Raw genomic sequence first — 26,892 nt, 5'->3', positions numbered from 1 at the left:
CGCTCGCCCCCCTGGGCGCGCTGCGTGGCCACGTGCTCTCGACACCCCGCCGGTATGCCCGTCACCGTCCACGTGCCGCAGACGGGCGAATCCTCTCACCGTCCTGCGAGCCGCCGCCCACACCCTGCAGGGGCGGGTTCATCCCTCGGGACCATGGCCGGCACCTCACCGGTGGATGAGCAGGAGAGGGCCCTCCGCGAAGCGGATCCTCTCCGCACTGCTCGGCTTTCGGGCTCTCCTCCCGTCTCGGTCGACGGGAACGGGGGACGTCTTCAGGCGCGGACCGATTCTCGTCCCTTTCCCGGTCGTTCCTCGAGGAAGGAGTCCTCCGGCGGATCCGTCCACCGGTGGGCGTGGCCGATCCCGTGCCGATCGGCGTACAACACGCCGTTTCGGGAAGTCACCTTGTGGCGAGCCCCACCGCTCTAGTCTGAAAGGCGGCGGACGGCCACGCCGCTGACAGGTGCAGGTGAACACGACGACCTCCCCCCGGGTCGCGCGGGCGGGGGACGCGAAGGAGCACGCATTGCGACCCTGGCTGGGCACCCCCTATCCGCTCGGCGCCACCTACGACGGCGCCGGAACGAACTTCGCTCTGTACTCGCAGGTCGCCGACCACGTCGAACTGTGCCTGTTCGACGACGACACCGGCGCGGAGACCCGCGTCAGGCTCCCCGAGGCACACGGATTCGTACACCACGGCTACCTGTCGGGGGTCGGCCCCGGGCAGCGTTACGGCTACCGCGTGCACGGCCCCTACGATCCCGCCGCCGGACTGCGCTGCAATCCGGCGAAGCTGCTCATCGACCCCTACGCCAAGGCCATCACCGGCGGGGTGATCTGGGATGAGGCCCTGTTCGGCTACCGCTTCGGCACCGAGGAGCAGCGCAACGACGCCGACTCCGCGCCGTTCGTGCCCAAGTCGGTGGTCGTCAGCCCCTTCTTCGACTGGGGCAACGACCGGCCGCCGAAGACGCCCTACAACGAGAGCGTCATCTACGAGGCGCACGTGCGCGGGCTGACCATGCGCCACCCCGACGTCCCCGAGGAGATGCGCGGCACCTACGCCGGGCTCGCCCATCCCGCCGTCATCGACCACTTCCAGCGGCTCGGGGTCACTGCGGTGGAACTGATGCCCGTGCACCAGTTCCTGCACGACCACGCGCTGATCGCGCGGGGACTGCGCAACTACTGGGGGTACAACACCATCGGGTTCTTCGCGCCGCACGAGGAGTACGCGGCCACGGCCGCCACGCGCGGGCCCGGCGCCCAGGTGCAGGAGTTCAAGGCGATGGTCAAGGCGCTGCACGAGGCCGGCATCGAGGTGATCCTCGACGTCGTCTACAACCACACCGCCGAGGGCAACCACCTGGGGCCGACCCTGTCCATGCGCGGCATCGACAACCAGGCCTACTACCGCCTCGTCGACGACGACCCCCGCTACTACATGGACTACACCGGCACGGGGAACTCGCTCAACGCCCGAGACCCGCACTCGTTGCAGCTCATCATGGACTCGCTGCGCTACTGGGTGCTGGAGATGCACGTCGACGGGTTCCGGTTCGACCTGGCCTCGGCGCTGGCCCGGGAGTTCTACGACGTCGACCGGCTGAGCGCCTTCTTCGACATCGTGCAGCAGGATCCGGTGATCTCGCAGGTCAAGCTGATCGCCGAGCCCTGGGACGTGGGGCCGGGCGGCTACCAGGTGGGCAACTTCCCCCCGCTGTGGACGGAGTGGAACGGCAAGTACCGCGACACCGTCCGCGACTTCTGGCGCGGCGAGCCCGCCACACTGGGCGAGTTCGCCTCACGCATCACCGGTTCCTCCGAGCTGTACCAGGACGACGGGCGCCGGCCGTTCGCCTCGATCAACTTCGTCACGGCCCACGACGGTTTCACCCTGACCGACCTCGTCTCCTACAACGACAAGCACAACCTCGCCAACGGCGAGGACAACGCCGACGGCCACAACGACAACCGGTCGTGGAACTGCGGGATCGAGGGCCCCACCGACGATCCCGCGATCAACGCCCTGCGCGACCGGCAGCGGCGCAACATCCTGGCCACCCTCATGCTGTCCCAGGGGGTGCCGATGCTGCTGCACGGAGACGAGATCGGCCGTACCCAGGCCGGCAACAACAACGCCTACTGCCAGGACAGCGAGCTGACCTGGATGGACTGGACGCTGGTGGAGGAGAACGCCGACCTGCTGGCCTTCACCGCGGCCATCACCGAGCTGCGCCACCACCACCCGATCTTCCGGCGCACCCGGTTCTTCGCGGGCAGTCCCATCCGCAAGGGCGACGAACTGCGCGACATCGCCTGGTTCACGCCCGACGGCGCCGAGATGACCGAGGAGAACTGGGAGGCGCCCTTCGGCCGGTGCATCGTGGTGTTCCTCAACGGCGAGGGCATGACCGACCTCGATCCGCGGGGTGAGCGGGTCACCGACGACTCGTTCCTGCTGTGCTTCAACGCCCACTACGGCGATGTCGAGGTCACGATCCCCGACCAGGACTACGGGGCCGAGTGGAGCGTCGTGGTCGACACCTCCACCGGCGAGGTGTTCGCCCCGTCGGGGGCGGTGGCGCCGCCGGAGGCGCAGGGCATCCGGCGCACGGTCAAGGCCAACGGCACGATGGCGCTTCCCGCGCGTTCGCTGCTGCTCCTGCGCCGTACGGCGGAGGGGCGCGGCACCACCGCGCGGCGGAGCGCGGAGACCGAGAAGCGGTAGGGCGGCCGCGAGCCGCACGGCAGGGACGGGGAGGGGCCGGTGAGCCGAAGGGAACGCGCAGTGGGACCGGGGGTGCCGAGCTCGACCTACCGGCTGCAACTACGGCCGGAGTTCACGCTGGGGGACGCGGCGCGGGTGGCCGACTACCTGCACCGGCTGGGGGTCGGCGCGGTGTACACCTCTCCGCTGTTGACGGCGGCCCCCGGCTCCACCCACGGCTACGACGTGGTCGATCCGGCCCAGGTCTCGGTCGCGCTGGGCGGGGAACGGGCGCGCCGCGCGCTGGTGGGGTGGCTGCGCGAGCTGGGCATGGGCCTGGTGGTCGACATCGTGCCCAACCACATGTCGGTCGCCGACGCCGCGGCCAACCCGTGGTGGTGGGACGTGCTGCGCCACGGACCCCGGTCGCGCTACGCGCGCTTCTTCGACATCGACTGGTCGGCCGGCCCGCTGTTACTGCCGGTTCTGGCGGACGACGGCGACGGAGGGGAGGCCGCGCTGGGTGAACTCGCCATCGCGGACGACTGCCTCACCTACTACGAGCACCGTTTCCCGCTGGCTCCCGGCAGCTACGCGCCGGGGGACAACCCCGGGCTGGCGCACGAACGCCAGCACTACCGGCTGGTGTCGTGGCGGCGGGCCGGCTCGGAGCTGACCTACCGGCGCTTCTTCGACGTGGCGACCCTCGCCGCGGTGCGCGTCGAGGAGCCCGACGTGTTCGCCGCGACGCACGGGGAGATCCTGCGCTGGGCCGCGGCGGGAGACGTCGACGGACTGCGCGTGGACCACCCGGACGGGCTGAGCGACCCGGGCGGCTACGCCCGCCGGCTGCGCGAGGACTTCCCCGGCTGGATCGTGGTGGAGAAGATCCTCGCCCCCGACGAGTCCCTTCCGGCGTCCTGGCCGGTCGACGGGACGACCGGGTACGACGCGCTGCGCGAGGTGTGCGGGCTGTTCGTCGATCCCGCCGCGGAGGGGCCGCTCACCCGCCTCGCCGAGGAGAGGGGGGGCCAGACCGACTTCGCGCGGGTCGAGGCCGACTGCCGGCGCCACGTCGCCACGCGGGTGCTGGGGGCCGAGGTCCGCCGGATCGCGGCGCTGCTGGAGGGCGCCGACCCGGGACGGGCGCGTGCGGCGGTCGTCGAACTCCTCGTCGCCTTCCCGGTCTACCGTTCCTATCTGCCCGAGGGGGCGGCCGAGTGGGGGCGCGCGCTGGGAGGGGCCCGCGCGGCCCGTCCCGACCTGGCGGCCGAACTCGCCGAGATCGACCGTCGGGTACGGGCCGAGCCCCGCGGTGAACTGGCCCGCAGGATCCAGCAGACCAGCGGCATGGTCGTGGCCAAGGGCACCGAGGACACCGCCTTCTACCGCTACACCCGGTTCGTCGCGCTCAACGAGGTGGGGGGCGCCCCCGAACGCTTCGGCGTGGATAGCGCGGAGTTCCACGCCCGCGCGGCCGCCCGCGCGGCGTCGCGGCCGGACACGATGACGACGCTGTCCACCCATGACACCAAGCGCGCGGAGGACGTGCGGGCCCGTCTGGCGGTGCTCTCCGAGATCCCCGAGGAGTTCGCCGCGGCGGTGCGCCGTTGGAGCGGGCGCTGTGGCCTGAGCGAGCCGTCGCTGAACCTGCTGGCCTGGCAGACGCTGCTCGGCGCGTGGCCGATCGACTCGGGACGGTTGCGCGACTACCTGACGAAGGCGGCCAAGGAGGCCAAGCTCCGCACCTCGTGGACCGAACCCGACCCCGGCTTCGAGCGGGAGGTGGCCTCCTGGCCCGAGCGGGTGTTCGCCGACCCGGTTCTGGCGGGGGAGGTGACCGGTTTCGCCGAACGGATCACCCCGGCCGGATACTCCAACGGGCTCGGCCAGAAGCTGCTCCAGCTTCTGGGCCCCGGGGTTCCCGACGTCTACCAGGGCAGCGAGCTGTGGGACCTGTCACTGGTCGACCCTGACAACCGGCGCCCGGTGGACTACGCGCTGCGCGAGGAGCTGCTGGCCAAGCTGGAGGACGGCTGGCTGCCCGAGGTGGACCACAGCGGGGCGGCCAAGATGCACGTGGTCCGTACGGCGTTGCGGTTGCGCCGCGACCACCCGGTCGAGGGATATCTGCCCTTGGCCGCCCAGGGGCCGTCCGCCCGCCACGCGGTCGCGTTCGCACGCGGACGCGACCGGATCCACCCGCCCGACGTGGTCGCCGTCGCCACGCGGCTGCCGTTGGGGTTGGAGAGGGCGGGAGGCTGGCGGGACACGGTCCTGCCGTTGCCGGTGGGGCCGGGCCGTTGGGGCGACCTGCTCACCGGGCGCGAGATCCAGGCCGATCCCGACGGGTTCGCGGCCCCCCTCCTGGCCGACCTGCTGGACCGTTATCCGGTGGCGCTGCTGCTCCGCCGATGAGGACCGGTCTGGCGGGGACGGCGTGCGGGGCGCCTCCCGGAGGCCGGCCCCGGCTCCGTGCGGGGCTCAGCCGACCGCTTCGCTGTCCCGGCCGGCGTCGGGATGGTGGAGGCGGAAGGCCGGACGGTCGTCGCGGATCCGGGGGAGCGAGGTGAAGTTGTGGCGTGGGGGCGGGCACGAGGTGGCCCACTCCAGCGAGTTGCCGTACCCCCACGGGTCATCACCCCGGGCGCGTTCACCGGACCGCGCGGTGATCCAGACGTTGGCGAGGAAGAACAGCGTGGAGGCGCCCAGGATGAACGAGCTCACCGAGGAGAACTGGTTCAGCGCGGTGAAGCCGTCGGAGGGCAGGTAGTCGGCGTAGCGGCGGGGCATGCCCTGCGCCCCCAGCCAGTGCTGGACGCCGAAGGTGCCGTGGAAGCCGAGGAACAGCGTCCAGAAGTGCCACTTCGCCAGCTTCTCGTTGAGCATCTTGCCGGTGAACTTGGGCCACCAGAAGTAGAAGCCGGCGAACATCGCGAAGACCACGGTGCCGAACACGACGTAGTGGAAGTGGGCCACCACGAAGTAGGAGTCGGTGACGTGGAAGTCGATCGGCGGGGAGGCCAGGATGACACCGGTCAGGCCGCCGAGGAGGAAGGTGACCAGGAAGCCGATGGAGAACAGCATCGGCGACTCGAAGGTGAGCTGGCCCCGCCACATCGTGCCCACCCAGTTGAAGAACTTGATCCCCGTGGGGACGGCGATGAGGAAGGACAGGAAGGAGAAGAACGGCAGCAGCACCGCGCCGGTGGCGAACATGTGGTGCGCCCACACGGTCATCGACAGACCGGTGATGGCGATGGTCGCCGCCACCATGCCCTTGTAGCCGAACAGGGGCTTGCGGCTGAACACCGGGATGACCTCGGTGATGATCCCGAAGAACGGCAGCGCGATGATGTAGACCTCGGGGTGGCCGAAGAACCAGAACAGGTGCTGCCACAGGATCGCGCCACCGTGCTCGGCGTCATAGACCCGCGCCCCCAGCACCCGGTCGGCGGCCAGTCCCGCCAGCGCCGCGGTGAGCACCGGGAACGCCAAGAGCACCAGGATGGCGGTGAAGAACACGTTCCAGGTGAAGATCGGCATCCGGAAGGCGGTCATCCCGGGGGCGCGCATGCACGCGATCGTGGTGATGAAGTTGACCGAGCCCAGGATCGTGCCCAGCCCCGACACCAACAGCCCCATCACCCACAGGTCACCGCCCGTGCCGGGCGAGCGCACCTCGTCCGACAGGGGCGTGTAGGCGAACCAGCCGAAGCTCGCCGCCCCGCCCGCGGTGAGGAACCCCCCGACCGTGATGAGCCCGCCGAACAGGAACAGCCAGTAGCCGAGCATGTTCATGCGCGGAAACGCCACGTCGGGCGCCCCGATCTGCAAGGGCACGATCACGTTGGCGAAGCCGACGAACAGCGGCGTCGCGAACAGCAGCATCATGATCGTGCCGTGCATCGTGAACAACTGGTTGTAGGACTCGGGGCTCACCAGTTGCAGGCCCGGGTAGAGCAGTTCGGCGCGGATCAGCAGCGCCATGATGCCACCGGCGACGAAGAAGCCGAACGCGGTGGCGATGTACATGTAGCCGATGATCTTGTGGTCCGTCGAGGTGACCCAGGCCACCACGGCCGCCCCCTTGCCGGCGCGGTGGGGGCCTTGCGGGTGGGTGTCGCCGTGGGGGCGGGCCTGCACGCTCGTCACTTCGCCTCTTCCTCCGGGACGGGCCCTGCTCGGGGGATGTGTGGACGTCCCTCCGCTAGCCGCCCCACCCCTCCCCAAACCTGCGCGTCGGTCCGAAACCCTTGGGGCAGGGCGGTTTCCGTTTCGTCCCCGGCCCCTCGGGTAGCGGGCGCCCGCGGTCGTCCGTAGCGGCCGGGGGACCAGGTGCCGAGGGCGAGGAGGGACGATGGGCGTTCGCGAGTGGATCGAATCCTGGCCGGTGTACCGGCAGGTCACCGGATCCGACCGGACCGGTCACGGCGCGGCGGTGAAGTCGCGGCGCAGCGCGGGGCTCACCGCTCGCACCGAGACCGCCGACGACGTCGTGGACTCGGTGTGCCCCTTCTGCGCGGTCGGGTGCGCGCAGAAGGTGTACGTCAAGGACGGCAAGGTCGTCCAGATCGAGGGCGACCCCGGCTCCCCGGTGAGCCGGGGCCGGCTGTGCCCGAAGGGATCGGCGAGCCTCCAGCTCACCACCGGCCCCTCCCGCCTGGACACGGTCCTGTACCGGCCTCCCCACGCGCGCGACTGGCAGGAGATCGACCTGGACACCGCCATGGAGATGGTCGCCGACCGGGTCGTGCGCACCCGGCGCGAGACCTGGGAGTGGGAGCACGAGGGGCGCCGGGTGGCGCGCACCATGGGGATCGCCAGCCTCGGCGGGGCGACGCTGGACAACGAGGAGAACTACCTCATCAAGAAGCTGCTGACCGCGCTGGGCGTGGTGCAGGTCGAGAACCAGGCGCGGGTCTGCCACAGCTCCACGGTCGTGGGCCTGGGCACCTCCTTCGGCCGTGGCGGCGCCACCACGTTCATGCAGGATCTGCAGAACTCCGACTGCATCATCATCGAGGGGTCCAACTACGCCGAGGCGCACCCGGTCGGCTTCCAATGGGTGATGGAGGCCAAGGCGCGCGGTGCCGTCGTCATCCACGTCGATCCCCGTTTCTCCCGGACCAGCGCGCTGGCCGACCTGTACGTTCCGATCCGCGCCGGTACCGACATCGCCTTCCTCGGCGCGATCATCAACCACGTCATCGAGAACGAGAAGTACTTCCGCGAGTACCTGCTGGCGTTCACCAACGCCGCCACGATCGTCTCCGAGGATTTCCGTGACACCGAGGACCTCGACGGGCTGTTCTCCGGATTCTCGTGGGAGAACCGCGACTACGACGTCGACACCTGGCAGTACGAGGGGGCGAACGTCGCCGCGGCCTCGGGCGAGCGCGGCCGGCGCCCGTCCGGGCAGGCCGGCGAGCCGGAACAGGACCACGCGATCAAGGGGGCGGGCCGCGCCGAGCAGCACGGAGCGGGTGGCGCCGCGATCCGGGGGGAGATCCGCACCGACGAGACGCTGACCGACCCTCGTTGCGTCTTCCAGATCCTCAAACGGCACTTCTCCCGCTACACGCCCGAGATGGTCGAGAAGGTCTGCGGGATTCCCCGCGAGACCTTCTTGCAGGTCTGCGACCACCTCACCCGCAACTCCGGCCGGGACCGGACCAGCGCGTTCTGCTACGCGGTGGGCTGGACCCAGCACACCGTGGGGTCCCAGTACATCCGCGCCGCCTCGATCCTGCAGCTGCTGCTCGGCAACATCGGCCGCCCCGGTGGGGGCATCATGGCGCTGCGCGGGCACGCCAGCATCCAGGGCTCCAGCGACATCCCGACCCTGTTCAACCTGCTGCCCGGCTACCTGCCGATGCCGCACGCCCACCACCAGCAGGGGTTGGACGACGCCATCGCCAACGACGCCCCGGACAAGGGGTACTGGGCCGACATGAAGGCCTACATGGTCAGCCTGCTCAAGGCGTGGTGGGGAGACGCGGCGACGGCCGACAACGACTTCTGCTTCGACTACCTGCCGCGCCTGACCGGTTCGCACAGCACCTACGACACCGTGCTGGCCCAACTCGAGGGCACCTGCAAGGGCTACTTCCTCATGGGGGAGAACCCCGCGGTCGGATCCGCCAACTCCAAAGCCCAGCGCATGGGCATGGCCAAGCTCGACTGGCTGGTCGTGCGCGACTTCTCGCTGATCGAGAGCGCCACCTGGTGGCGCGACGGGCCGGAGATCGAGTCCGGGGAGATGCGCACCGAGGACATCGCGACCGAGGTGTTCTTCTTCCCGGCCGCCGCCCACATCGAGAAGTCCGGCAGTTTCACCAACACCAACCGGATGGTCCAGTGGCACACGCGCGCCGTGCCGCCCAACGGCGACGCGCGCAGCGACCTGTGGTTCACCTTCCACCTGGGGCGGCTCGTCCGGGAACGGCTGGCCGGGTCCACCGACCCGATGGACCGTCCGCTCCTCGACCTGACCTGGGACTACCCCTACGAGGAGGGGGAGGGCGGACAGTACGGCGAGCCCGACGCCGAGGCGGTCCTCGCCGAGATCAACGGCCACGGCCCCGACGGCCGTCCGCTGAGCGGGTACGACCAGTTGCGCGACGACGGTTCCACGAGCTGCGGCTGCTGGATCTACTGCGGCATCCGCGCCGACGGTGTGAACCAGGCCGCCCGCCGCAAGCCCGCCGCCGAGCAGAGCTGGATCGCCCCGGAGTGGGCGTGGTCGTGGCCCGCCAACCGCAGGATCCTGTACAACAGGGCCTCCGCCGACGCCGAGGGGACCCCGTGGAGCCCCCGCAAGGCCCTGGTCTGGTGGGATCCCGAACGGCGGCGGTGGACCGGCCACGACAACTTCGACGGCGACGCGACGAAGACCCCGGACTACCGGCCGCCCCAGGGGGCCCGCGGCCCCGAGGCCCTCACCGGCACCGACGCCTTCATCATGCAGGCGGACGGCAAGGGGTGGCTGTACGCGCCGGCCGGACTCGTGGACGGGCCGCTGCCCACCCACTACGAACCGCAGGACTCGCCCTTCGCCAACCCGCTCTACGGCCAGCAGCGCAGTCCGACCCGGCTGGTCTACCCGCACGACCACAACCGCTACCACCCCGACGCCGGCACGCCCGGCGCCGCGGTCTACCCCTACGTGATCACCACCTACCGGCTCACCGAGCACTTCACCGCCGGAGGGATGAGCCGCTGGACGCCCTACCTGGCCGAGCTGCAACCGGAGTTCTTCTGCGAGGTCTCACCGGAACTCGCGGCCGAGCGCGGCCTGGAACACGGTGGTTGGGCGACGGTGATCACCGCCCGCAACGCCATCGAGGCGCGTGTCCTGGTCACCGACCGGATGGTCCCGCTGAGGGCGGACGGGCGCGTCGTCCACCAGATCGGCATGCCCTACCACTGGGGGCCCAACGGCTACACCACCGGCGACGCCGCGAACGAGCTGTTCCCCATCGTGTTGGACCCCAACGCCCACATACAGGAGGTGAAGGCGATCACCGCCGACATCAGGCCCGGCCGGCGGCCACGCGGTCCCGAGCGGATCGACCTGGTCCGCCGGTACCAGCGGCGCGCGGGCGTCACCGACCTGACCGGAACGGAGGTGTGAGGCCATGGTGATGGAACGCCAGGGTAGGACCGGGGCGCGGGGCGTGGACCCGGCCGCGAGCTCCGGCTACGACGAGCACCCGCCCCGCATGGGCTTCTTCACCGACACCAGCGTGTGCATCGGCTGCAAGGCGTGCGAGGTGGCGTGCAAGGAGTGGAACGCCGTCCCCGAGGACGGCCTGAACTTCACGGGCATGTCCTTCGACAACAGCGAGGGGCTCGGCGCGGACACCTGGCGCCACGTCGCCTTCATCGAGCAGCGCGCCCCGCTGGGCCACCAGGAGAGCGGGGTGGGCCGCGGCGGTACGGTGACGGACCTGGGCATGCCCTCCTTCACCCGCCCGGGGGACACCACCGGGGCCGAGGAGCGCGGTGACTTCCGTTGGCTCATGGCCTCCGACGTGTGCAAGCACTGCACCCACGCCGCCTGTCTGGACGTCTGTCCCACCGGAGCGCTGTTTCGCACCGAGTTCGGCACGGTCGTGGTGCAGGAGGACATCTGCAACGGGTGCGGCTACTGCGTTCCGGCCTGTCCCTACGGCGTGATCGACAAGCGCGAGGACGACGGCCGGGTCTGGAAGTGCACGCTGTGCTACGACCGGCTCGGCGCCGGACTGGAACCCGCCTGCGCGAAGGCCTGCCCGACCGACTCCATCCAGTTCGGCGAACTGGACGAGCTGCGCGAGCGCGCCCAACGCCGGGTGGCGGCGATGCACGAGGCGGGGGTCGCCTCGGCCCGGCTCTACGGCGAGGACCCCGACGACGGGGTCGGCGGCGCGGGCGCGTTCTTCCTGCTCCTGGACGAACCCGAGGTCTATGGCCTGCCCCCCGACCCGGTGGTGACCACCCGCGACCTGCCGTCGATGTGGCGGCACGCCGGCGTCGCCGCGCTGACCCTGCTGGCCGGCCTTTCCCTGACGTTCCTGAGGAGGCGCACGTGAACACATCGGAGGTGACCCGGGAGGGCATCCGTGGGGCCCGCCCCGACCACGACGCCATCCCCGGCTCGGCCGGTCGGCGGCGCCCCCGGCGCGGGGGACGCGGCGAACGCCTGATGGTGCCGAAGGCGGAGTTCCGCTCCTACTACGGCAAGCCGGTCCTCAACCAGATCGTGTGGGCCCCCTACGACATCGGGGGGTACCTCTTCCTGGGCGGGCTCGCGGGAGCCTCCTCGGTCCTCGCCGCGGGCGCGGAACTGAGCGGCCGTCCGGTCCTGGCCCGGGCGATGAAGATCGGCGCGCTGGGCGCCATCTCCGGGTCGGTCGTCGCGCTCGTCCACGACCTGGGCCGGCCGGCCCGGTTCGTCAACATGCTGCGGGTGTTCAAGCCGAGCTCCCCGATGAGCGTGGGCTCCTGGCTGCTGGCCTGCTACGGGCCGCTGGCCGGCGCGGCGGCGGTCACCGACGTCACCGGTCTCCTCCCCCGCCTGGGGCGGGCCGCCGCGGTGGGGGCCGCCGCCTTCGGACCCGCCGTGGCCGCCTACACCGCGCCGTTGATCTGCGACACCGCGGTACCGGCCTGGCACGAGGGCCACCGCGAGATGCCGTTCGTCTTCGTGGGCTCGGGCGCCGCTGCAGCGGGCGGGCTCGGCATGCTCGCCGCCCCGGTCGAACAGGCCGGCCCGGCGCGGCGCGCGGCCCTGTTCGGGGCGGCCCTCGAGGTCGGGGCGGCCCAGGTGATGCGGCGCCGCATGGGCATGGTGGCCGAACCCTACGGGCGCGGGAGCGCCGGCGTCCTCATGCGCGCCGCCTCCGCCCTGACCCTGGCCGGAGCAGCGGCGGGGACGGTGCTGGGACGGCGCAGCCGCGCCGCGGCCGCCACCGCGGGGGTCGCGCTGCTCGCCGGATCGCTGTGCACCCGCCTCGGGGTGTTCCAGGCCGGCGTCGCCTCGGCCCGCGATCCCAGGTACACGGTGGTTCCGCAACGTGCCCGGGCCGACGCCCGGGACGCCGGGACGGCGGACGGCGCCGGCGACGCCCGCACCGGGGTGCCCGCGCAACGCGGCGAACAGGGCTGAGGGGGCGGGCCCGCCCGAGCGGGCCCGCCCCGCGTCCTCGCCGCCTGCCGTCCGGACCGGGCGCCGCCGCGGGCCGGATAGGGTGAACGGCGATCATGCCTACCAGCAGCGAAGACCATCGACGCCCGGCCGTGCTCGACCGGCTGCGCATGCCCGCCCCCGTCCTGGACGCGCTGGCCTGCCCCCACTGTGGCGCGGGCCTGGCCCCCGAGGGCGGTGCCCTGCGGTGCGTCTCGGCCCACTCCTTCGACGTGGCCCGTGAGGGCTACGTCAACCTGCTCACCGGCCACCGGTCCGCGGGCACCGGCGACACCGCCGAGATGGTGCGGGCCCGGGTGGAGTTCCAGCAGGCCGGACACTACGCCCCCCTCGCCGACCGCATCGCCGCGATCGCGTCCGGGGCGGGCGGGGACGAGGGGGTCGTCGTCGACATCGGCGCCGGCACCGGGTACTACCTCGCCGCCGTCCTGGAGCGCCGCCCCCGCGCCGTCGGGCTCGCGCTGGACGTGTCCAAGTTCGCCCTGCGCCGCGCAGCCAAGAGCCACCCGCGCGCCGGCGCCGCCGGCTGTGACGCCTGGCGCGGCCTGCCGGTCCGGTCCGGCTCGGCGTCGCTGCTGCTCAACGTGTTCGCCCCCCGCGACGGCGCCGAGTTCCGCAGGGTCCTGCGCCCCGACGGCCGGCTCGTCGTGGTCACCCCCACGGCGCGTCACCTGGCCGAAGTGGTCGGCGCACTCGGCCTGGTCACGGTCGACGCCCGTAAGGAGGAACGCCTGGAGGGCGCGCTGGCGGGCTCGTTCCTCCCAATGGAGCGGGACGAACTCGACACCACACTGGAGCTGTCCCACGAGGCCGCCACCACCCTGGTCGAGATGGGCCCCAGCGCCCGCCATCTGCCCCCCGGCGAACTGCGACGCCGTGTCGCGGCCCTGCCCGAGCCGGTGACCACCACCGCCTCGTTCCGGATCTCGCTGTACCGGCCCGCGCCACAGGCGGGGTGAAGCGCCCGCACCGGGGTAGCGGGGGACGGACCGCGTCCCGCAGGGGACGCCCAGTCGCGTGAGTTCCACCCGGCTGGAGATCCGCCCGCGAGGTGATGCACACATGGAGAAGAGCGCCAAGCTGGTCCTGGCGGCGTTCGGGGCCGCAGGGGTCGCCGTACTCCTGAGCGGCCGGTCGCGCGACCGCGGCACGGACGGCCGCCGGCCGCGTTGGCAGGTGGTGACCGTCAACCGGCCGGTGGAGGAGGTGGCCCCCGCGGGACGGCCGCCCGAACCGCTGGCCGCACTCGGCGACGCCGTGCGCACCCGGGTGCGCCCCGCACCGGGAGGCCGCGGAACCGAACTGGCGGCCCGGCCCGGTGACGGCACGCGCGGCCGGGCACGGCTCGCCCGGACCATGGGACGCCACCCCGAACAGACCGTCGCCACGGCCCTGCGCGAGGCCAAGCAGCTCCTGGAGGTCGGCGAGGTCACCACGGTCGAGGGGCAGCCCGCGGGCCGCCGCACCGCGACCGGGACCCTGCTGCGCTCGGCCGCGCACCGCTCCCGGGGGAGGCTGCCGCGATGAGGGCGCTGTGCTGGACGGGAGTCAACGAGCTCACCGTGGAGCGGGTCCCCGACCCGCGCATCCTCAACCGTCACGACATCATCGTGGAGGTCACGCTCAGCTCCACCTGCGGATCCGACCTCCACCTGCTCGGCGGGTACATCCCGGCGATGAGCGCGGGCGACATCATCGGCCACGAGTTCCTCGGCACGGTCGTGGAGACCGGCCCCGACGTGCGCCGACACCGCGTCGGCGACCGTGTCGTCGTCTGCTCGATCATCGGGTGCGGACGCTGCTGGTACTGCGAGCAGGGCCTGTGGTCGCTGTGCGACAACAGCAACACCACACCCGGGGTGCCCGATCTGGTGTATGGGTCCAACCCGGCCGGCATCTTCGGCTACTCCCACGCCATGGGCGGCTACGCCGGCAGCCACGCGGAGTACGTCCGGGTGCCCTTCGCCGACCAGGGGGCCTTCTCCGTCCCCGAGGGGCTCAGCGACGAGGCCGCCGTCTTCGCCTCCGACGCCGTTCCAACAGGGTGGATGGGCGCCGACCTGGCCGGCGTGCGCCCCGGCGACGTCGTCGCGGTGTGGGGATGTGGGGGAGTGGGACAGATGGCCGCCCGGGCGGCGATGCTGCTCGGCGCCGAACGCGTCATCGCCATCGACCGTCTCCCCGAACGGTTGGAGATGACCCGGCGCCACATCGGCGCCGAGACCATCGACTACTCCACCCAGGACGTCTTGGGCGAGCTGATCGAGCGCACGGGCGGGCGCGGTCCCGACGTGTGCATCGAGGCGGTGGGCATGGAGGCGCACGGCGAGGGCGTGCAGTACCACTACGACCGGGCCAAGCAGCAGGTACGGCTGGCCTCCGACCGGATCTCCGCGCTGCGTGAGGCGATCCACGCCTGCCGCAAGGGCGGGACGGTCTCGGTCCTGGGCGTGTTCGGCGGGCTGGCGGACAAGTTCCCGATCGGGGCGGTCATGAACAAGGGGCTCACCCTGCGCACCGGCCAGCAGCACGGGCAGCGCTACATCCCCGACCTGCTGGAGCGGATGGACCGGGGAGAGATCCGCACCGCCCACCTGCTCACCCACCTGCTGCCGTTGGACGAGGGGCCACGCGGCTACGCGATGTTCAAGGACAAGACCGACGGGTGCGTTCGCGCGGTCCTGCGCCCCGGCGGGTGACCCCGGCGCCGCCCCGTCCCTCCCGGCCGGGAGGGACGGGGTCAGCCCCGGTGGAGAGAGGGCCGGCCGGCCAGGTAGCTGGCCGCCGGCCCCACGACGCCCAGGATGATCACGTAGGCCGCCGACAACGGCACCAGCAGGGGTTCCACGCTCGCGGCCAGCCCCGCCACCACGACCGAGAACTCCCCGCGGACGATCAGCGCCGTCCCGGCGCGCCACCGCCCGCGCGCGCCCACCCCGTCCCGCCGCGCCGCATACCAACCGGTCGCGACCTTGGTCAGGGCCGTCGCCGCCGCCAGCGCCAAGGCCGCCGGCAACACCGGGAGCAAATCGCGCGGATCGATCGACAGGCCGATCGCCAGGAAGAACACGAAGGCGAACAGGTCCCGCAGCGGCTCGACCAGCCTGCGCGTGCGATCGGCGACGTTGCCGCTGAGTGCCAGACCGACCAGGAACGCGCCCACGGCCGCCGAGGCGTGGGCGAGCTCGCACACCCCGGCCACCAGCAGCGTCAACCCCAGCACGCGCAGCAGGAACTGTTCGGAGCCCCCGGTGTCCAACAGCCGTCCCAGCAGCCAGCGCAGCCGGTGCGAGGCGAACAGCGCCAACGCGACCGCCGACAACGCCGTCCCCAACGCAAGCGAGGCCCCGCCCCAGCTCGCGCCGGCCACGGCGGCACCCAGCAGCGGCAGGTAGACCGCCATCGAGATGTCCTCCAACACCAGGACCGACAGCACCGCCGGGGTCTCCCGGTTGGCCAGGCGCCGCAGGTCGCCCAGCACCCGGGCGACGATCCCCGAGGAGGACACCCAGGTGATCCCGGCCAGCGCCAGGCACCCCTGCCACCCCAACCCGAGCACGGCCCCCGCCAGCGCGCCGGGAACGGCGTTGAGCAGCGCGTCGGCGAACGCCGAGGGCAGGTGCCGGCGCAGGCTGTCGGTGAACTCCGCCGCCGAGAACTCCAACCCCAGCAGGAGCAGCAGCAGGACCACCCCGATCGACGCCACGAGCCCGGCGAACTCGCCGACCGCGGGAACCGGCAGCACCCCGCCCTCGCCCAGCGCCAACCCGGCCAGCAGGTACAACGGGACGGCGGGAAAGGCCCAGCGGCGCGCCAGCGCCGCCAACCCGCTCACGGCCACCAGCACCGCTCCGAACTCGATGAGCAGGGCGGCCGATTCGGGCACGGCTCAACCGCCCAGAAGGGCCTCGACGCCGGCGATGCCCGTGTCGGTGCCGATGACGACGAGCCGGTCACCGGCGCGCAGCACCTGCTCGGGGCCTGGCGAGGCGATCACCTGCGTTCCGCGCACGATCGCCACCACGGAGGCGCCCGTGAGGGTGCGGGCCCGGGTCTGTCCCAGGGGGCGGCCCGCGAACGGCGAGGCCGCGGACACCACCGTCTGACCGGTTCGCAGCCCGGGGATCTCACGGGCCAGGTCGGCGAAGCGCTCGGCCACCCGGGGCGCTCCGAGGATCTCGGCGACGGCCTCGCACTCCTCGCGGTCCAGGCGCACCAGGGAACGGGGTTCGTCGGGGTCGGACGGGGCGTAGACGACCAGTTCCGCCCCGCCGTCGCGGTGGGCCACGACGCCGACCCGTTCCCCCTCGGCGGTGACGAACTCGTAGCGGATCCCCACGCCGGGGAGCAGCACCTCGGTGACCTCCATGCCCGCCTACTGCCCGCCCGGCCGGGGCGCAACGTGCCCGCGGGCCATGGGAGGGTAAAGGCCGCGAAACGGCAGGGCGGAGGGTCGGCGGAGTAGGCCCGCGCGGGCCTGGGTAAGGACAGGCCCGTGAGCGCGACCCTGCCCCGACCCCCCGACCAGCGGACCGGCCATGGCGACACCTTCTCGGTGTGGGCGCCCGAGCGCGACCGGGTGCGGTTGCGGCTCGACGGCGAGGACCACCCGATGGCCCGCGACGAACGCGGATGGTGGCACGTCCGGGTGCCCGGGGCGCCTCCGCAGGCCGACTACGGGTTCCTGCTCGACGACGACACCGAGCCGTTGCCCGATCCCCGGTCACTGCGGCAACCCCACGGCGTCCACGGGCTCTCGCGGCGCTACGACCACTCGGCCTTCCCCTGGAGCGACGCCGGCTGGACCGGGCGGGCGCTGCCCGGCTCGATCATCTACGAGCTGCACGTCGGCACCTTCACGGCCGAGGGGACCTTCGACGCGGCGTCGGCCCACCTGGACCACCTCGTCGGCCTGGGCGTGGACCTGGTCGAGGTCATGCCGGTCAACGCCTTCGACGGTCCCTACGGCTGGGGCTACGACGGTGTGCTGTGGGGAGCCGTGCACGAACCCTACGGCGGCCCCGACGGCCTCAAACGGTTCGTCGACGCCTGCCACGCCCGCGGCCTGGGGGTCATCCTCGACGTCGTCTACAACCACCTCGGCCCCTCGGGCGCCTACCTTCCCCGTTACGGCCCCTACTTCAGCGGTGAGAACGCCTGGGGCCCCTCCCTCAACCTCGACGGTCCCGGCTCCGACGAGGTACGCCGCTACGTCATCGACAACGCGCTGGGGTGGCTGCGCGACTTCCACCTGGACGGGCTGCGCCTGGACGCGGTGCACGCGCTCGTCGACCGCCGCGCCGCCGACCTGCTCACCGAACTGACGGCCGAGGTCGACGCGCTGGCGGTGGGCCTGCGCCGTCCCCTGAGCCTCATCGCCGAGTCCGACCTCAACGATCCCGCCATGGTCACACCGCGCGAGGCCGGGGGGATCGGCATGACCGCGCAATGGTGCGACGACCTCCACCACGCCCTGCACGCCGCCCTTACCGGCGAGGAACAGGGCTACTACGCCGACTTCGCCGCACCGGGGGTCCTGGCCACCACGCTGCGTCAGGCGTTCTTCCACGCGGGGACCTGGTCGTCGTTTCGCGGCCGCAGCCACGGCGCCCCCGTGGACACCCGTCGCACGCCGGCCAGCCGTTTCGTCGCCTACCTGCAAAATCACGACCAGGTCGGCAACCGGGCCGCGGGCGACCGTCTCTCCCCGGGCACCGATCCGGGCCTGCTGGCCTGCGGCGCGGCGATCCTGCTGTGCTCGCCCTACACGCCGATGCTGTTCATGGGGGAGGAGTGGGCGGCCTCCACCCCCTGGCGCTTCTTCGCGTCCTTCCCCGACCCCGAGCTCGCCGACGCCGTGCGCAGGGGACGGCGCCGGGAGTTCGCCGCGCACGGCTGGGGAGAGGCGCAGGTGCCCGATCCCATCGATCCGGCGACGCGGTCGGCCTCCGTGCTGCGCTGGGAGGAACGCGACGCGGAACCGCATCGGTGGATGCTGCGGTTGTACCGCGACCTCATCGCGCTGCGCCGGAGCCGGCCCGAACTCGCCGATCCGCGCCTGGACCGCTTCACCGTGCGGGCCGACCCTGCTGCCCGCACACTCGTGCTGCACCGCGGCGACCTGCGGGTGGTGTGCAACCTGGGGACGCGGCCGGCCACGGTCGTCTTGGACCGGCCGGCCGGCCGCGTCCTGCTGGCCTCGGCCCACCCCGGCCTCAACGGGGCGGAGGCACGGGTGCCGGGGCGGGCGTTCGCGGTGCTGGAGACGTGAGCGGCCCGGCCGCACCCGACTCGCCCGGTCCGATCCGGGCGTGCAGTCGGCGCAGCGGCCCGGGCGCCCACCAGTTCGCCCCGCCGGCCGACCGCATCAGCGCGGGACCGGGACCGCCCGGATGAGGGTCGCGTCGACCAGGATCGCCAGGGCCGACCCCACCCCCGGCATCTGGAGGAACACCAGGCCCGAGGTCGCGTAGGCGGCGAAGGATGGCGCCGGGATCGCGCCGGCCGCCGAGACCAGCGGTCCGCTGCGCCGTAAGCCCGCGGCGACCGCGGCGGTGGTGTCCCGCTGCGCTCGTACTCCTCCTTGATCCGGGCCGACATGAACACCCCGTAGTCCATGGACAGCCCGTAGGCGATGCAGAACATCGACAGGGGGATGCCCGTCTCCAGCGTCCCGCTCGGGGTGAAGGGGAGCAGACCGGAGAGGTCGCCCTCCTGGAACCCCCACACCAGCGCGCCGAACATCACCGGCAGGCTCGGCAGGTTGAGCACCGTCGCCTTCACCGGCGACAGGACGCTGCCGGTGAGCAGGAACAGCAGCACCAGCGTGGTGACGGACATCAGCCCGAGCATGAGCGGAACGCGCTCGATCACCACGTCGCGGTAGTCCAGCAGCTCGGCGGGGTGGCCGCCGGCCATGACCTCGGCGGGCGCCGGGGCGGCACGGACCTCCTCCCCCAGACCGAACGGGTCCTCCTCAAGCCGCTCCACCCCCGGGACCACCGACAGCCAGGTGCGCTCCCGCCCGGCGAAGCGTTCCGCGCCGGCGTCTCCCCCGGCTCGCTCTACCAGTTCTTCCGCAACAAGGACGAGATCCTGACGGCGCTGGTCCCCCGCTACACGGAGCGCTCCGCCGCCTTCTGGGGCGCCCAGCTCAACGAGGAGGTGGCGCGGCTGCCGCTCGACGAGCTGCTGGACCGGGTGATCGGCGCGATGGCCGCGTTCAAGGCCGAACGCCCGGCCTTTTGGGTCCTCTTCCACGGCTCGGCCACCTCGGCCCGCCTGGCCGAGGTGGCCGCACAGGTCCATGAGGGGATCGCCGAGGGACTGTGCGAGCTGTTTCGGGTCAGGGCCCCGGATCTGGCCCGGGAACGCCTCGACATGCTCGCCCGGGTCTGCATCGCCACGACCCGGGGCCTGTTCCCCCTGGTCATGGCGGCAGAGCCGGAGCAGCGGAAACGGCTGCTGGCCGAGCTGAAGGGGGTCCTCCTCGGATACCTGGGGCCTGTGCTCGGCTATGGTCCGATCCCCCGGGGGTGATCGCGGCCGCGGGGGCGGTTCCCGCGACCGCGCGGGGCTCAGGTGTTGCGGTGGCCGCAGTTGGGACAGGTCTTCACTCCGGCGTTGAGCACCTCCCCGCACGCGGAGCAGGAGCTTGTCACCGGTTTGTCGTGCTTAGGCAACCGCGTTCCCTTCGGCCAGTCCGTCCAGGACGTCGTCGAGCACCAGGGACCTGTCGTTACGCGACATCTGGCCCAGTCCCTCCAGGACCGCAGAGGAGTCCACGCGGGTGCCACGCGCGCCGTGCACCGAGCACACGCGCAGGCAGTCGCGGGTCAACACGTGCAACAGGGCGAGTTCCTGCGGGGGGGCGAGGTCATAGGCCATGGCCGGAAAGGTGGCCTTGTGGCGGGGGTTCCGCCAGCGTGCCACCTGTTGCAGGACCCACCCCCGCCACAGCGAGTCGAACAGCCCCCCCGGGGTGAGGTCGGAGAGGGCCTCCTTCTCGCCCTCCAGCATGCACTCCTTGCAGTAGGCCAGTTCGGCACGGAGCAGCCAGCGCGCGCGAGCGTGGGCGATCTCGGCGTTCTCCAGCTTGCTCGGGTGTCGATGTCCCATGGCCCGAGCCTATGACCGCCATGCCCGCCCACGCGAGTGGACGAGGGGGAAACGGCGGCCGGAGGAGGACCCGCCGGGGAGGGACGGGGCGGGCGGAAGGACGCGCTCTCCGGGCCGCCGGAGCCCGCCGCGGCCCTTCGCCGCCCGCGCGGGCGCCGGGCGGGGCGCCGCGACGCAGGCCCCGGCCGCGCCGAGGGGGCGGTCCCGGCGGGCGCCGCCGGGACCCTCGCGCCGGACCGGCGCGGACTGATAGGACTGATCACGTGGTGGTCAGGCGGGAACAGGCGCGTGCGGCGGCGGGAGACAACGCGCGGGAGGTGATCGAACGCCTGCGGCGGGTCCTCCCGGCCGAGGTCGTGCGCGGCGACGCGACGACCCGGGCCGCCTACGTCTCCGACGGCTCGGTCTTTCGGATCCCGCCGTCGGCCGTCGTGCTGCCCCGAGACGCTGACGACGTCGCCCGGGTGCTGGAGGTCGCGCGGGAGAGCCGCACCCCGGTCACCGCGCGCGGGGGTGGCACCTCCATCGCCGGCAACGCGATCGGCGAGGGCATCGTGCTGGACTTCTCCCGGCACATGGACCGCATCGTCTCCATCGACCCCGGGACGCGCACGGCCGTCGTGCAGCCCGGTGTCGTGCTGGACGACCTGCGCGCCGCGGCGGCGGCGCACGGGCTGACCTTCGGCCCCGACCCCTCCACCCACTCCCGCTGCACGATCGGCGGGATGATCGGCAACAACGCCTGCGGTCCGCACTCGGTGCGCTGGGGGACCACCGCCGACAACGTGATCGGGCTGCGGGGACTGCTCGCCGACGGCCGCGCCATCGACGCCGGGCGGGGGAGCAGCGGAGACCCCGACATCGACGACCGGCTGCGCCGCCTGCGCGACCGTCACCTCGTCCCCCTACGCACCGAACTGGGGCGCTTCAGCCGCCAGGTCTCCGGTTACGGCCTGCACCACCTGCTGCCCGAGAACGGTTTCGACGTCGCCAAGGCCCTGGTCGGCAGCGAGAGCACGTGCGCGGTGGTCACCGAGGCCACCGTCCGGCTCGTCCCCTCCCCTCCGGTGCGCCTCCTGGTGGTCTTCGGGTTCCCCGACGTCTTCGAGGCGGCGACCGCGGCCGCCGATGTGGCGCGCTGTGACGTCTTGACCGTGGAGGGCATGGCCCGCGACCTCATCGACGCGTTGCGGACCCGGCCCGGCCGCGAACAGGCGGGTGGCGAACTTCCCCCCGGTGACGGATGGCTGTACTGCGAGGTGGGTGGCGCCGACACCGAACAGGCCATGGCGGCCGCGCGAGCCGTCACGGCGTTGGTCGCCGAGCGTTTCCCCGCGGCGAGCGCGCGGGTGGTGACCGACCCGGCCCAGGCGCGTGCCCTCTGGGCCATCCGCGAGGCCGGGGCGGGCATCGCCGCGCGGATGGCCGACGGCGGCGAGGCGTGGGCGGGCTGGGAGGACTCCGCCGTACCGGTGGGCGCGCTCGCCGACTACCTGCGCGACCTCTACCGGTTGATGGACTCCCACGGGCTGCGCGGTATCCCCTACGGCCATTTCGGCGAGGGGTGCCTGCACCTGCGCTGTGACTACGATCTGCACACCGAACACGGGCTCGCCGCCTACCGGGCGTTCATGGCCGACGCCGCCGATCTCGTCGCCGCGCACGGCGGTTCGGTGTCCGGAGAGCACGGTGACGGCCGGGCCCGCTCCGAGCTGCTGCCGCGCATGTACGGTCCGCAGACGCTGGCGGCCTTCGCCGCCTTCAAGGAGGTGTTCGACCCGGAGCGGCTGCTCAATCCCGGGGTGCTGGTCGATCCGGCCCCGCTGGACGCCGAGGTCCGCCCCGGGCCGGGGCACGATCGCCTGGACCTCGTTCCCGTGCACGCGCTGAGCGGCGACGGCGGGTCCTTCGCCCGCGCGGTCGGCCGTTGCGTGGGGGTGGGGTCGTGTCGCACGCTGCACGCCGGATCGATGTGCCCCTCCTTCAAGGCGACCCGGGACGAGGTCCACTCCACGCGAGGCAGGGCCCGGGTGCTGGCCGAGATGCTCAGGGGACAGACCCTGCCGCGTGGGTGGCGCTCCACCGAGGTGCGTGACGCGCTGGACCTGTGCCTGTCGTGCAAGGCCTGCGCCACCGCGTGTCCGGTCAACGTGGACATGGCCACCTACAAGGCGGAGTTCCTGCACCGCCACTACGCCTGGCGACCCCGTCCGTTGGCCCACCTGTCGATGGGGTGGCTTCCGGTGTGGTCCCGTCTGGTGACCGTGGCGGCTCCGGTCGCGCGGGCGGTCAACGCGCTGACGGCCCGCCCGGGGGTGGCCGCCCTGGTCAAGCGGATCGCGGGGATCGAGCCGAGGCGAGAGATGATCGGCTTCGCCGCGCCGACGCTGCGCCGGTGGATGGGGAGGCGCCCCTCACCCCAGAAAATCTACAATGTAAAGGCAGCGGCACAAGAAGCGACATCCCTGAGTCCCCGAACCGTCGTGCTGTGGCCCGACACCTTCACCAACTTCCACGATCCCGGACCCGGCCGAGCCGCGGTCGAGGTACTGGAGACGCTGGGATACCGCGTCGAACTACCGCGCGGCCCCGTGTGCTGTGGACTCACCTGGCACTCCACCGGCCAGCTCGGCCCGGCCCGCCGCGCCCTGCGCGGGGCGTTGCGCGCCCTGGAGGAGGCGCTCGCCGCGGACAGGCCGGTGCTGGTGCTGGAGCCCTCCTGCGCCGTGATGCTGCGGGAGGAGGCGCGCGAGCTGCTGCCGGACGATCCGCGCGCGCACCGTCTGGCCCGGCTGGTCACCACGCTGGCCGAGCTCGTCGACGCCCACGACGGTCCCTGGCCCTTCGGCGACCTCGACATCGACGCCGTCACCCAGATCCACTGCCACCAGGAGGCGAAGGGGTCCTTCGACGCCGACCTGAGGGTGCTGGGGCGTCTGCGCGTCCGGTCCGACAGGATCGGTTCGGGCTGCTGCGGCCTCGCCGGCAACTTCGGGTTCGAACGCGGCCACTGGGAGGTCTCCCAGGCCTGCGCCGAGCGCGAGCTCTATCCCAAGGTCCGGGCCGCGGCCCGCGAGGACCTGGTCCTCGCCGACGGCTTCTCCTGCCGCACCCAGATCGCCCAGGGCACCGACCGGCGCGCCCGGCACCTCGCCGAGGTCCTGCACGCGGCACTGCGCGCCGGAGGGGACCGCGGACCGGGCGCCCCCTCCGGCGGGACGCGCGAGGAGACGTGACCCGAGCCCCACGACGGGAGGCGCGGGCGGGCTCCTCCCGAACAGGGTGCGGCGCGGGGGCGCGGGCGGACTCCCGCGAGAACGGACCGTCGTTTCGCGCAAGGGGCGGGGGGTAGCTGGCGGCCGAGCCGAGTGTGGGGAGCCGCCATGGAGCCGGACTTCGATCCGTCCGACTACGGAAGCCGTATCGCCGACATCTACGACGCGACCGTCAAGGGGCTGCCGACCGAGGCGGCCGTGGCCTGTCTGGCCAAGCTGAGCGAGGGCGGACCCGTCCTGGAGTTCGGGGTCGGCACCGGACGCCTGGCCCTGCCCCTGGTACAGCGAGGCATCCCCGTGGCCGGTATCGAGGGCTCGCCCGACATGGCCGCCCAGCTGCGGGCCAAACCCGGGGGCCGCGACATCCCCGTCCACATGGGCGACTTCTCCCAGACCCGGGTGGAGGGCGAGTTCGCCCTGGTGCTGCTCGCCCTGAACACCGTCTTCGCCCTGCCCTCCCAGGAGGCGCAGGTCCGCTGTTTCGCCAACGCGGCGGCCCACCTGCGCGAGGGCGGCCGTTTCGTCGTCGAGGCGTGGACGCCGGATTCGGCGGCCTTCCGGGACGGCAAGGCCGTACGGCTGCTGTCGGTGGCCGAGGACGAGGTCGTGCTGGAGGCGGCGCAGATCTTCCCCGCCGACCAGTACATGCGCACCACCAAGGTGCGCGTCACCTCGCGCGGGGTGCGGCTGCTGCCCGCCAACCACCGTTACGCCTGGCCGGCGGAGCTGGACCTGATGGCCCGGCTGGCCGGGCTGGAGCTGGAACATCGCTGGTCCGACTGGCACGGTACCCCCTTCGCCGACACCAGCCGCGAGCACGTCACGGTCTACCGCCGCCCCTGCTGACCCCACGTGCTATTGGAGAGGAGAACCGTATGCCGCTGCCCACGCCCCGCGGACCGCTCACCGAAGCGCTGTTCGCCGAGCTGACCGGCCCTGTCGGCGAGCTGGCGCCCCTGCCGGCGCCCGCGCGGGGACCGGCCGACACCGCGCTCCACGACGAGGATCTCCAGCTCGCCCTCCACGTCTGCTACGAGCTGCACTACAACGGCTACGACGAGGTCGCCGCCGACTGGGAGTGGGAGCCCTCGCTGTTGCGGGTCCGCCGCGGGCTGGAGCGGCGCTTCGAACAGGCGCTGCGCGCGGTGGTGCCGCCGCTGCCCCGCGTCGACGCCGCCGAGGTCCCACGCGCGTTGGCGCGGATGACCGCGCGGGAGACGGGACCGTCGCTGTCGGCGTTCCTGCAACGTCGCGCGGACATCGAGCAGTTCCGCGAGTTCGTCGTCCACCGCTCGGTCTACCACCTGAAGGAGGCCGATCCGCACACCTGGGCGATCCCCCGGTTGAGGGGGGCGGCCAAGGCCGCCCTGGTGGAGATCCAGGCCGACGAGTACGGGGGCGGCCGGCCCGAACGCATGCACGCCGAGCTGTTCCGCGCGACCATGCGCGGCCTGGGCCTGGACGACTCCTACGGAGCCCACGTCGAACGGGCTCCCGCGATCACCCTCGCCGTGGACAACGCCATGTCACTCCTTGGCCTGCACCGGTCCCGGCGGGCCGCGCTGCTGGGACACCTCGCGGCCTTCGAGATGACCTCCTCCCTGCCCAACCGCGCCTATTCGGCGGGGCTGCGCCGGTTGGGGGCCGACGCGGCGACGCGCCTCTTCTACGACGAGCACGTCCAGGCCGACGCGGTCCACGAGCAGGTCGCCGCGCACGACATGTGCGGCCGCTTCGCCGGGGAGCACCCCGACCTCGCCGGGGAGGTGCTGTTCGGAGCCGGGGTCTGCCTGGAACTGGACCGCCTGTTCGCCACGCACCTGATGGCCTGCTGGGAGCGGGGCGCGTCCTCGCTGCGCGCCGAGGATCCGATCGGCCGGGGGGTGCCGGCGTGAACGCCCCCGCGCTGTCCTACGTGCTCCCCCTCCGGTGGGAGGGGGACGAGGGACTGGCCGAGCTGACCGGCTACCTGCGCCGCATCGCCGCCCGGGCCGAGGTGCTCGTCGTGGACGGGTCCCCGCCGGAGGTCTTCGCCGCCCACGCCCGCGCCTGGGCGGGACTGGTCACCCATCTCCGCCCCGACCCGGACCTGCGGTGCGCCAACGGGAAGGTGTGGGGCGTGCTCACGGGGATGCGGCACGCCGGGGCGGAGCGGGTGATCGTCGCCGACGACGACGTCCGCTACGACGCGCGCGCACTGGCGGATGTCGCCGCCCTGCTGGAACACGCCGACCTCGTGCGACCGCAGAACTACTTCGACCCGCTCCCCTGGCACGCCCTCTGGGACACCGCGCGCACCCTTCTCAACCGTGGCGTGGGCCACGACTATCCGGGCACCTTCGGGGTGCGCCGGTCGACCTTCCTGCGCATGGGGGGATACGACGGTGATGTCCTGTTCGAGAACCTGGAGTTGATCCGTACCGTACGGGCGCACGGCGGGGTGGAGGTCCGGCCGGCCCATCTGCACGTCCGACGGCGGCCCCCCACCACGAGGCGCTTTTGGGACCAGCGGCTTCGCCAGGCCTACGACGACACCGCACAGCCGTTGCGCATGGCGCTGTTCCTGGCGGTGCTGCCGGCCGTGGGCGTCGCGCTGCGGGGACGTCATTACCGGGCGCTGGCCGCGGGGGCCGGCGCGCTGGTCGCGCTGGCCGAGTGGGGCAGGCGCAGGGGGGAGGGGACCCGGGTGTTCCCGCTCCGGGCCAGCCTGCTGGCCCCGGTGTGGGTGCTCGAGCGCGGGGTGTGCAGCTGGGGGGCGCTGGCCGCCGCGGTCAGCGGCAGGGGGGTGGCCTACGCGGGAGGACGCCTGCGGGTGGCCGCGCACCCCTCCAGGGCGCTACGTCGGCGCGCCGTCCGGGGGAGGATCCTCGCGTGGCGCGACCTCGGCACCGCTGGGCGCGACGAAGCCGATCGCCTTGTGGGAGCCGTCGCAGAACGGTTTCACGGCTGAGGCGCCGCACCGGCACAGTGCGACCGTGCGCCGGCCGGGGTCGATCTCCTCGCCCTCGTGGGTGGTCAGCCGGAACGCGCCTCTAAGGAGCAGGGGGCCGTTCTCGCACGGGGTCACCGTCACCGCGTCTGTGCCTTCGGACGTC

General features: G+C 72.6%; 21 protein-coding genes. 15 read left to right on the top strand and 6 right to left on the bottom strand.

Annotation, left to right across the window (positions count from 1 at the left end; genetic code table 11):
• Window positions 1–526: 526 nt before the first annotated feature.
• On the top strand, window positions 527–2,734 hold the full coding sequence (gene glgX / locus B5D66_RS21995) for a glycogen debranching protein GlgX (RefSeq protein WP_078763709.1): 2,208 nt from the start codon (window positions 527–529) through the stop codon (window positions 2,732–2,734).
• Between the two features lie 39 nt (window positions 2,735–2,773).
• Window positions 2,774–5,131, top strand: coding sequence for a malto-oligosyltrehalose synthase (gene treY, locus B5D66_RS21990; protein ID WP_078763708.1), 2,358 nt, complete (start codon window positions 2,774–2,776; stop codon window positions 5,129–5,131).
• A gap of 66 nt (window positions 5,132–5,197) precedes the next feature.
• Here the strand turns inward: treY and ctaD are convergent, their stop codons facing one another.
• The gene (gene ctaD / locus B5D66_RS21985) at window positions 5,198–6,859 is read right to left on the bottom strand and encodes an aa3-type cytochrome oxidase subunit I (RefSeq protein WP_078763733.1); all 1,662 of its coding nucleotides are present in this window, start codon (window positions 6,857–6,859) and stop codon (window positions 5,198–5,200) included.
• A gap of 214 nt (window positions 6,860–7,073) precedes the next feature.
• On the opposite strand from ctaD, the gene fdh reads away from it, so the two are divergent.
• The 6 genes from fdh (at window position 7,074) to B5D66_RS21960 (ending at window position 15,103) form a co-directional block, all read left to right on the top strand.
• Entirely contained in the window at window positions 7,074–10,349 is a 3,276-nt protein-coding gene (gene fdh / locus B5D66_RS21980) for a formate dehydrogenase (protein WP_078763707.1), read from the top strand.
• A gap of 88 nt (window positions 10,350–10,437) precedes the next feature.
• Complete coding sequence (locus tag B5D66_RS21975; RefSeq protein ID WP_235001162.1) at window positions 10,438–11,289, top strand: 4Fe-4S dicluster domain-containing protein; 852 nt, start codon at window positions 10,438–10,440, stop codon at window positions 11,287–11,289.
• Complete coding sequence (gene nrfD / locus B5D66_RS21970; RefSeq protein WP_078763706.1) at window positions 11,286–12,365, top strand: NrfD/PsrC family molybdoenzyme membrane anchor subunit; 1,080 nt, start codon at window positions 11,286–11,288, stop codon at window positions 12,363–12,365. The genes B5D66_RS21975 and nrfD overlap by 4 nt, the downstream gene beginning before the upstream one ends.
• A gap of 149 nt (window positions 12,366–12,514) precedes the next feature.
• Entirely contained in the window at window positions 12,515–13,363 is an 849-nt protein-coding gene (locus B5D66_RS21965; RefSeq protein ID WP_200813752.1) for a putative RNA methyltransferase, read from the top strand.
• 103 nt (window positions 13,364–13,466) lie between these two features.
• Window positions 13,467–13,931: a hypothetical protein gene (locus B5D66_RS25565; RefSeq protein WP_159457301.1), complete on the top strand. Its 465-nt coding sequence runs from the start codon at window positions 13,467–13,469 to the stop codon at window positions 13,929–13,931.
• Window positions 13,928–15,103 carry a zinc-dependent alcohol dehydrogenase gene (locus B5D66_RS21960; protein WP_078763704.1) on the top strand — a complete coding sequence of 392 codons (1,176 nt, stop codon included), beginning with the start codon at window positions 13,928–13,930 and terminating at the stop codon, window positions 15,101–15,103. The genes B5D66_RS25565 and B5D66_RS21960 overlap by 4 nt, the downstream gene beginning before the upstream one ends.
• Before the next feature lie 41 nt (window positions 15,104–15,144).
• On the opposite strand, the gene B5D66_RS21955 is transcribed toward B5D66_RS21960, so the two are convergent.
• Both B5D66_RS21955 and B5D66_RS21950 read right to left on the bottom strand, forming a co-directional pair.
• Complete coding sequence (locus B5D66_RS21955; RefSeq protein ID WP_078763703.1) at window positions 15,145–16,290, bottom strand: cation:proton antiporter; 1,146 nt, start codon at window positions 16,288–16,290, stop codon at window positions 15,145–15,147.
• 3 nt (window positions 16,291–16,293) lie between these two features.
• Window positions 16,294–16,773, bottom strand: a complete 480-nt coding sequence (locus B5D66_RS21950; RefSeq protein ID WP_078763702.1) for a cation:proton antiporter regulatory subunit — start codon at window positions 16,771–16,773, stop codon at window positions 16,294–16,296.
• A 126-nt stretch (window positions 16,774–16,899) separates the two neighbouring features.
• Between B5D66_RS21950 and treZ the strand changes: the two genes are divergently transcribed.
• The 3 genes from treZ to B5D66_RS26490 all read left to right on the top strand — a co-directional run bounded on the left by treZ (window position 16,900) and on the right by B5D66_RS26490 (window position 19,943).
• Window positions 16,900–18,675 (top strand): malto-oligosyltrehalose trehalohydrolase, encoded by a 1,776-nt coding sequence (treZ, locus tag B5D66_RS21945; protein WP_200813748.1) that lies wholly within the window; start codon window positions 16,900–16,902, stop codon window positions 18,673–18,675.
• A gap of 363 nt (window positions 18,676–19,038) precedes the next feature.
• A complete protein-coding gene (locus B5D66_RS26495) occupies window positions 19,039–19,290 on the top strand; it encodes a hypothetical protein (protein ID WP_078763700.1) in 252 nt (83 codons plus the stop codon).
• A gap of 17 nt (window positions 19,291–19,307) precedes the next feature.
• A complete protein-coding gene (locus tag B5D66_RS26490; protein WP_078763699.1) occupies window positions 19,308–19,943 on the top strand; it encodes a TetR family transcriptional regulator in 636 nt (211 codons plus the stop codon).
• Window positions 19,944–19,981: 38 nt separating this feature from the next.
• On the opposite strand, the gene B5D66_RS26385 is transcribed toward B5D66_RS26490, so the two are convergent.
• Both B5D66_RS26385 and B5D66_RS21930 read right to left on the bottom strand, forming a co-directional pair.
• Entirely contained in the window at window positions 19,982–20,065 is an 84-nt protein-coding gene (locus tag B5D66_RS26385; RefSeq protein ID WP_268805633.1) for a zinc ribbon domain-containing protein, read from the bottom strand.
• Window positions 20,066–20,078: 13 nt separating this feature from the next.
• The gene (locus B5D66_RS21930) at window positions 20,079–20,522 is read right to left on the bottom strand and encodes a hypothetical protein (protein ID WP_078763698.1); all 444 of its coding nucleotides are present in this window, start codon (window positions 20,520–20,522) and stop codon (window positions 20,079–20,081) included.
• Window positions 20,523–20,785: 263 nt separating this feature from the next.
• Here B5D66_RS21930 and B5D66_RS21925 point away from each other — a divergent pair, with 263 nt between their 5' ends.
• The 4 genes from B5D66_RS21925 to B5D66_RS21910 all read left to right on the top strand — a co-directional run bounded on the left by B5D66_RS21925 (window position 20,786) and on the right by B5D66_RS21910 (window position 26,747).
• Complete coding sequence (locus B5D66_RS21925) at window positions 20,786–23,758, top strand: FAD-binding and (Fe-S)-binding domain-containing protein (protein WP_235001156.1); 2,973 nt, start codon at window positions 20,786–20,788, stop codon at window positions 23,756–23,758.
• 147 nt (window positions 23,759–23,905) lie between these two features.
• Window positions 23,906–24,643 carry a class I SAM-dependent DNA methyltransferase gene (locus B5D66_RS21920; protein WP_078763697.1) on the top strand — a complete coding sequence of 246 codons (738 nt, stop codon included), beginning with the start codon at window positions 23,906–23,908 and terminating at the stop codon, window positions 24,641–24,643.
• Between the two features lie 29 nt (window positions 24,644–24,672).
• Entirely contained in the window at window positions 24,673–25,692 is a 1,020-nt protein-coding gene (locus tag B5D66_RS21915; RefSeq protein ID WP_078763696.1) for an iron-containing redox enzyme family protein, read from the top strand.
• Entirely contained in the window at window positions 25,689–26,747 is a 1,059-nt protein-coding gene (locus B5D66_RS21910; protein WP_078763695.1) for a glycosyltransferase family 2 protein, read from the top strand. Before B5D66_RS21915 ends, B5D66_RS21910 begins: the two co-directional genes overlap by 4 nt.
• On the opposite strand, the gene B5D66_RS26575 is transcribed toward B5D66_RS21910, so the two are convergent.
• Entirely contained in the window at window positions 26,634–26,870 is a 237-nt protein-coding gene (locus tag B5D66_RS26575; RefSeq protein ID WP_394330080.1) for a CDGSH iron-sulfur domain-containing protein, read from the bottom strand. The genes B5D66_RS21910 and B5D66_RS26575 overlap by 114 nt on opposite strands.
• Window positions 26,871–26,892: the final 22 nt, after the last annotated feature.

The organism is Marinactinospora thermotolerans DSM 45154 (genome assembly GCF_900167435.1).
GTDB classification, from domain to species: domain Bacteria; phylum Actinomycetota; class Actinomycetes; order Streptosporangiales; family Streptosporangiaceae; genus Marinactinospora; species Marinactinospora thermotolerans.
This window is presented reverse-complemented; position numbering and strand designations above follow the sequence as displayed.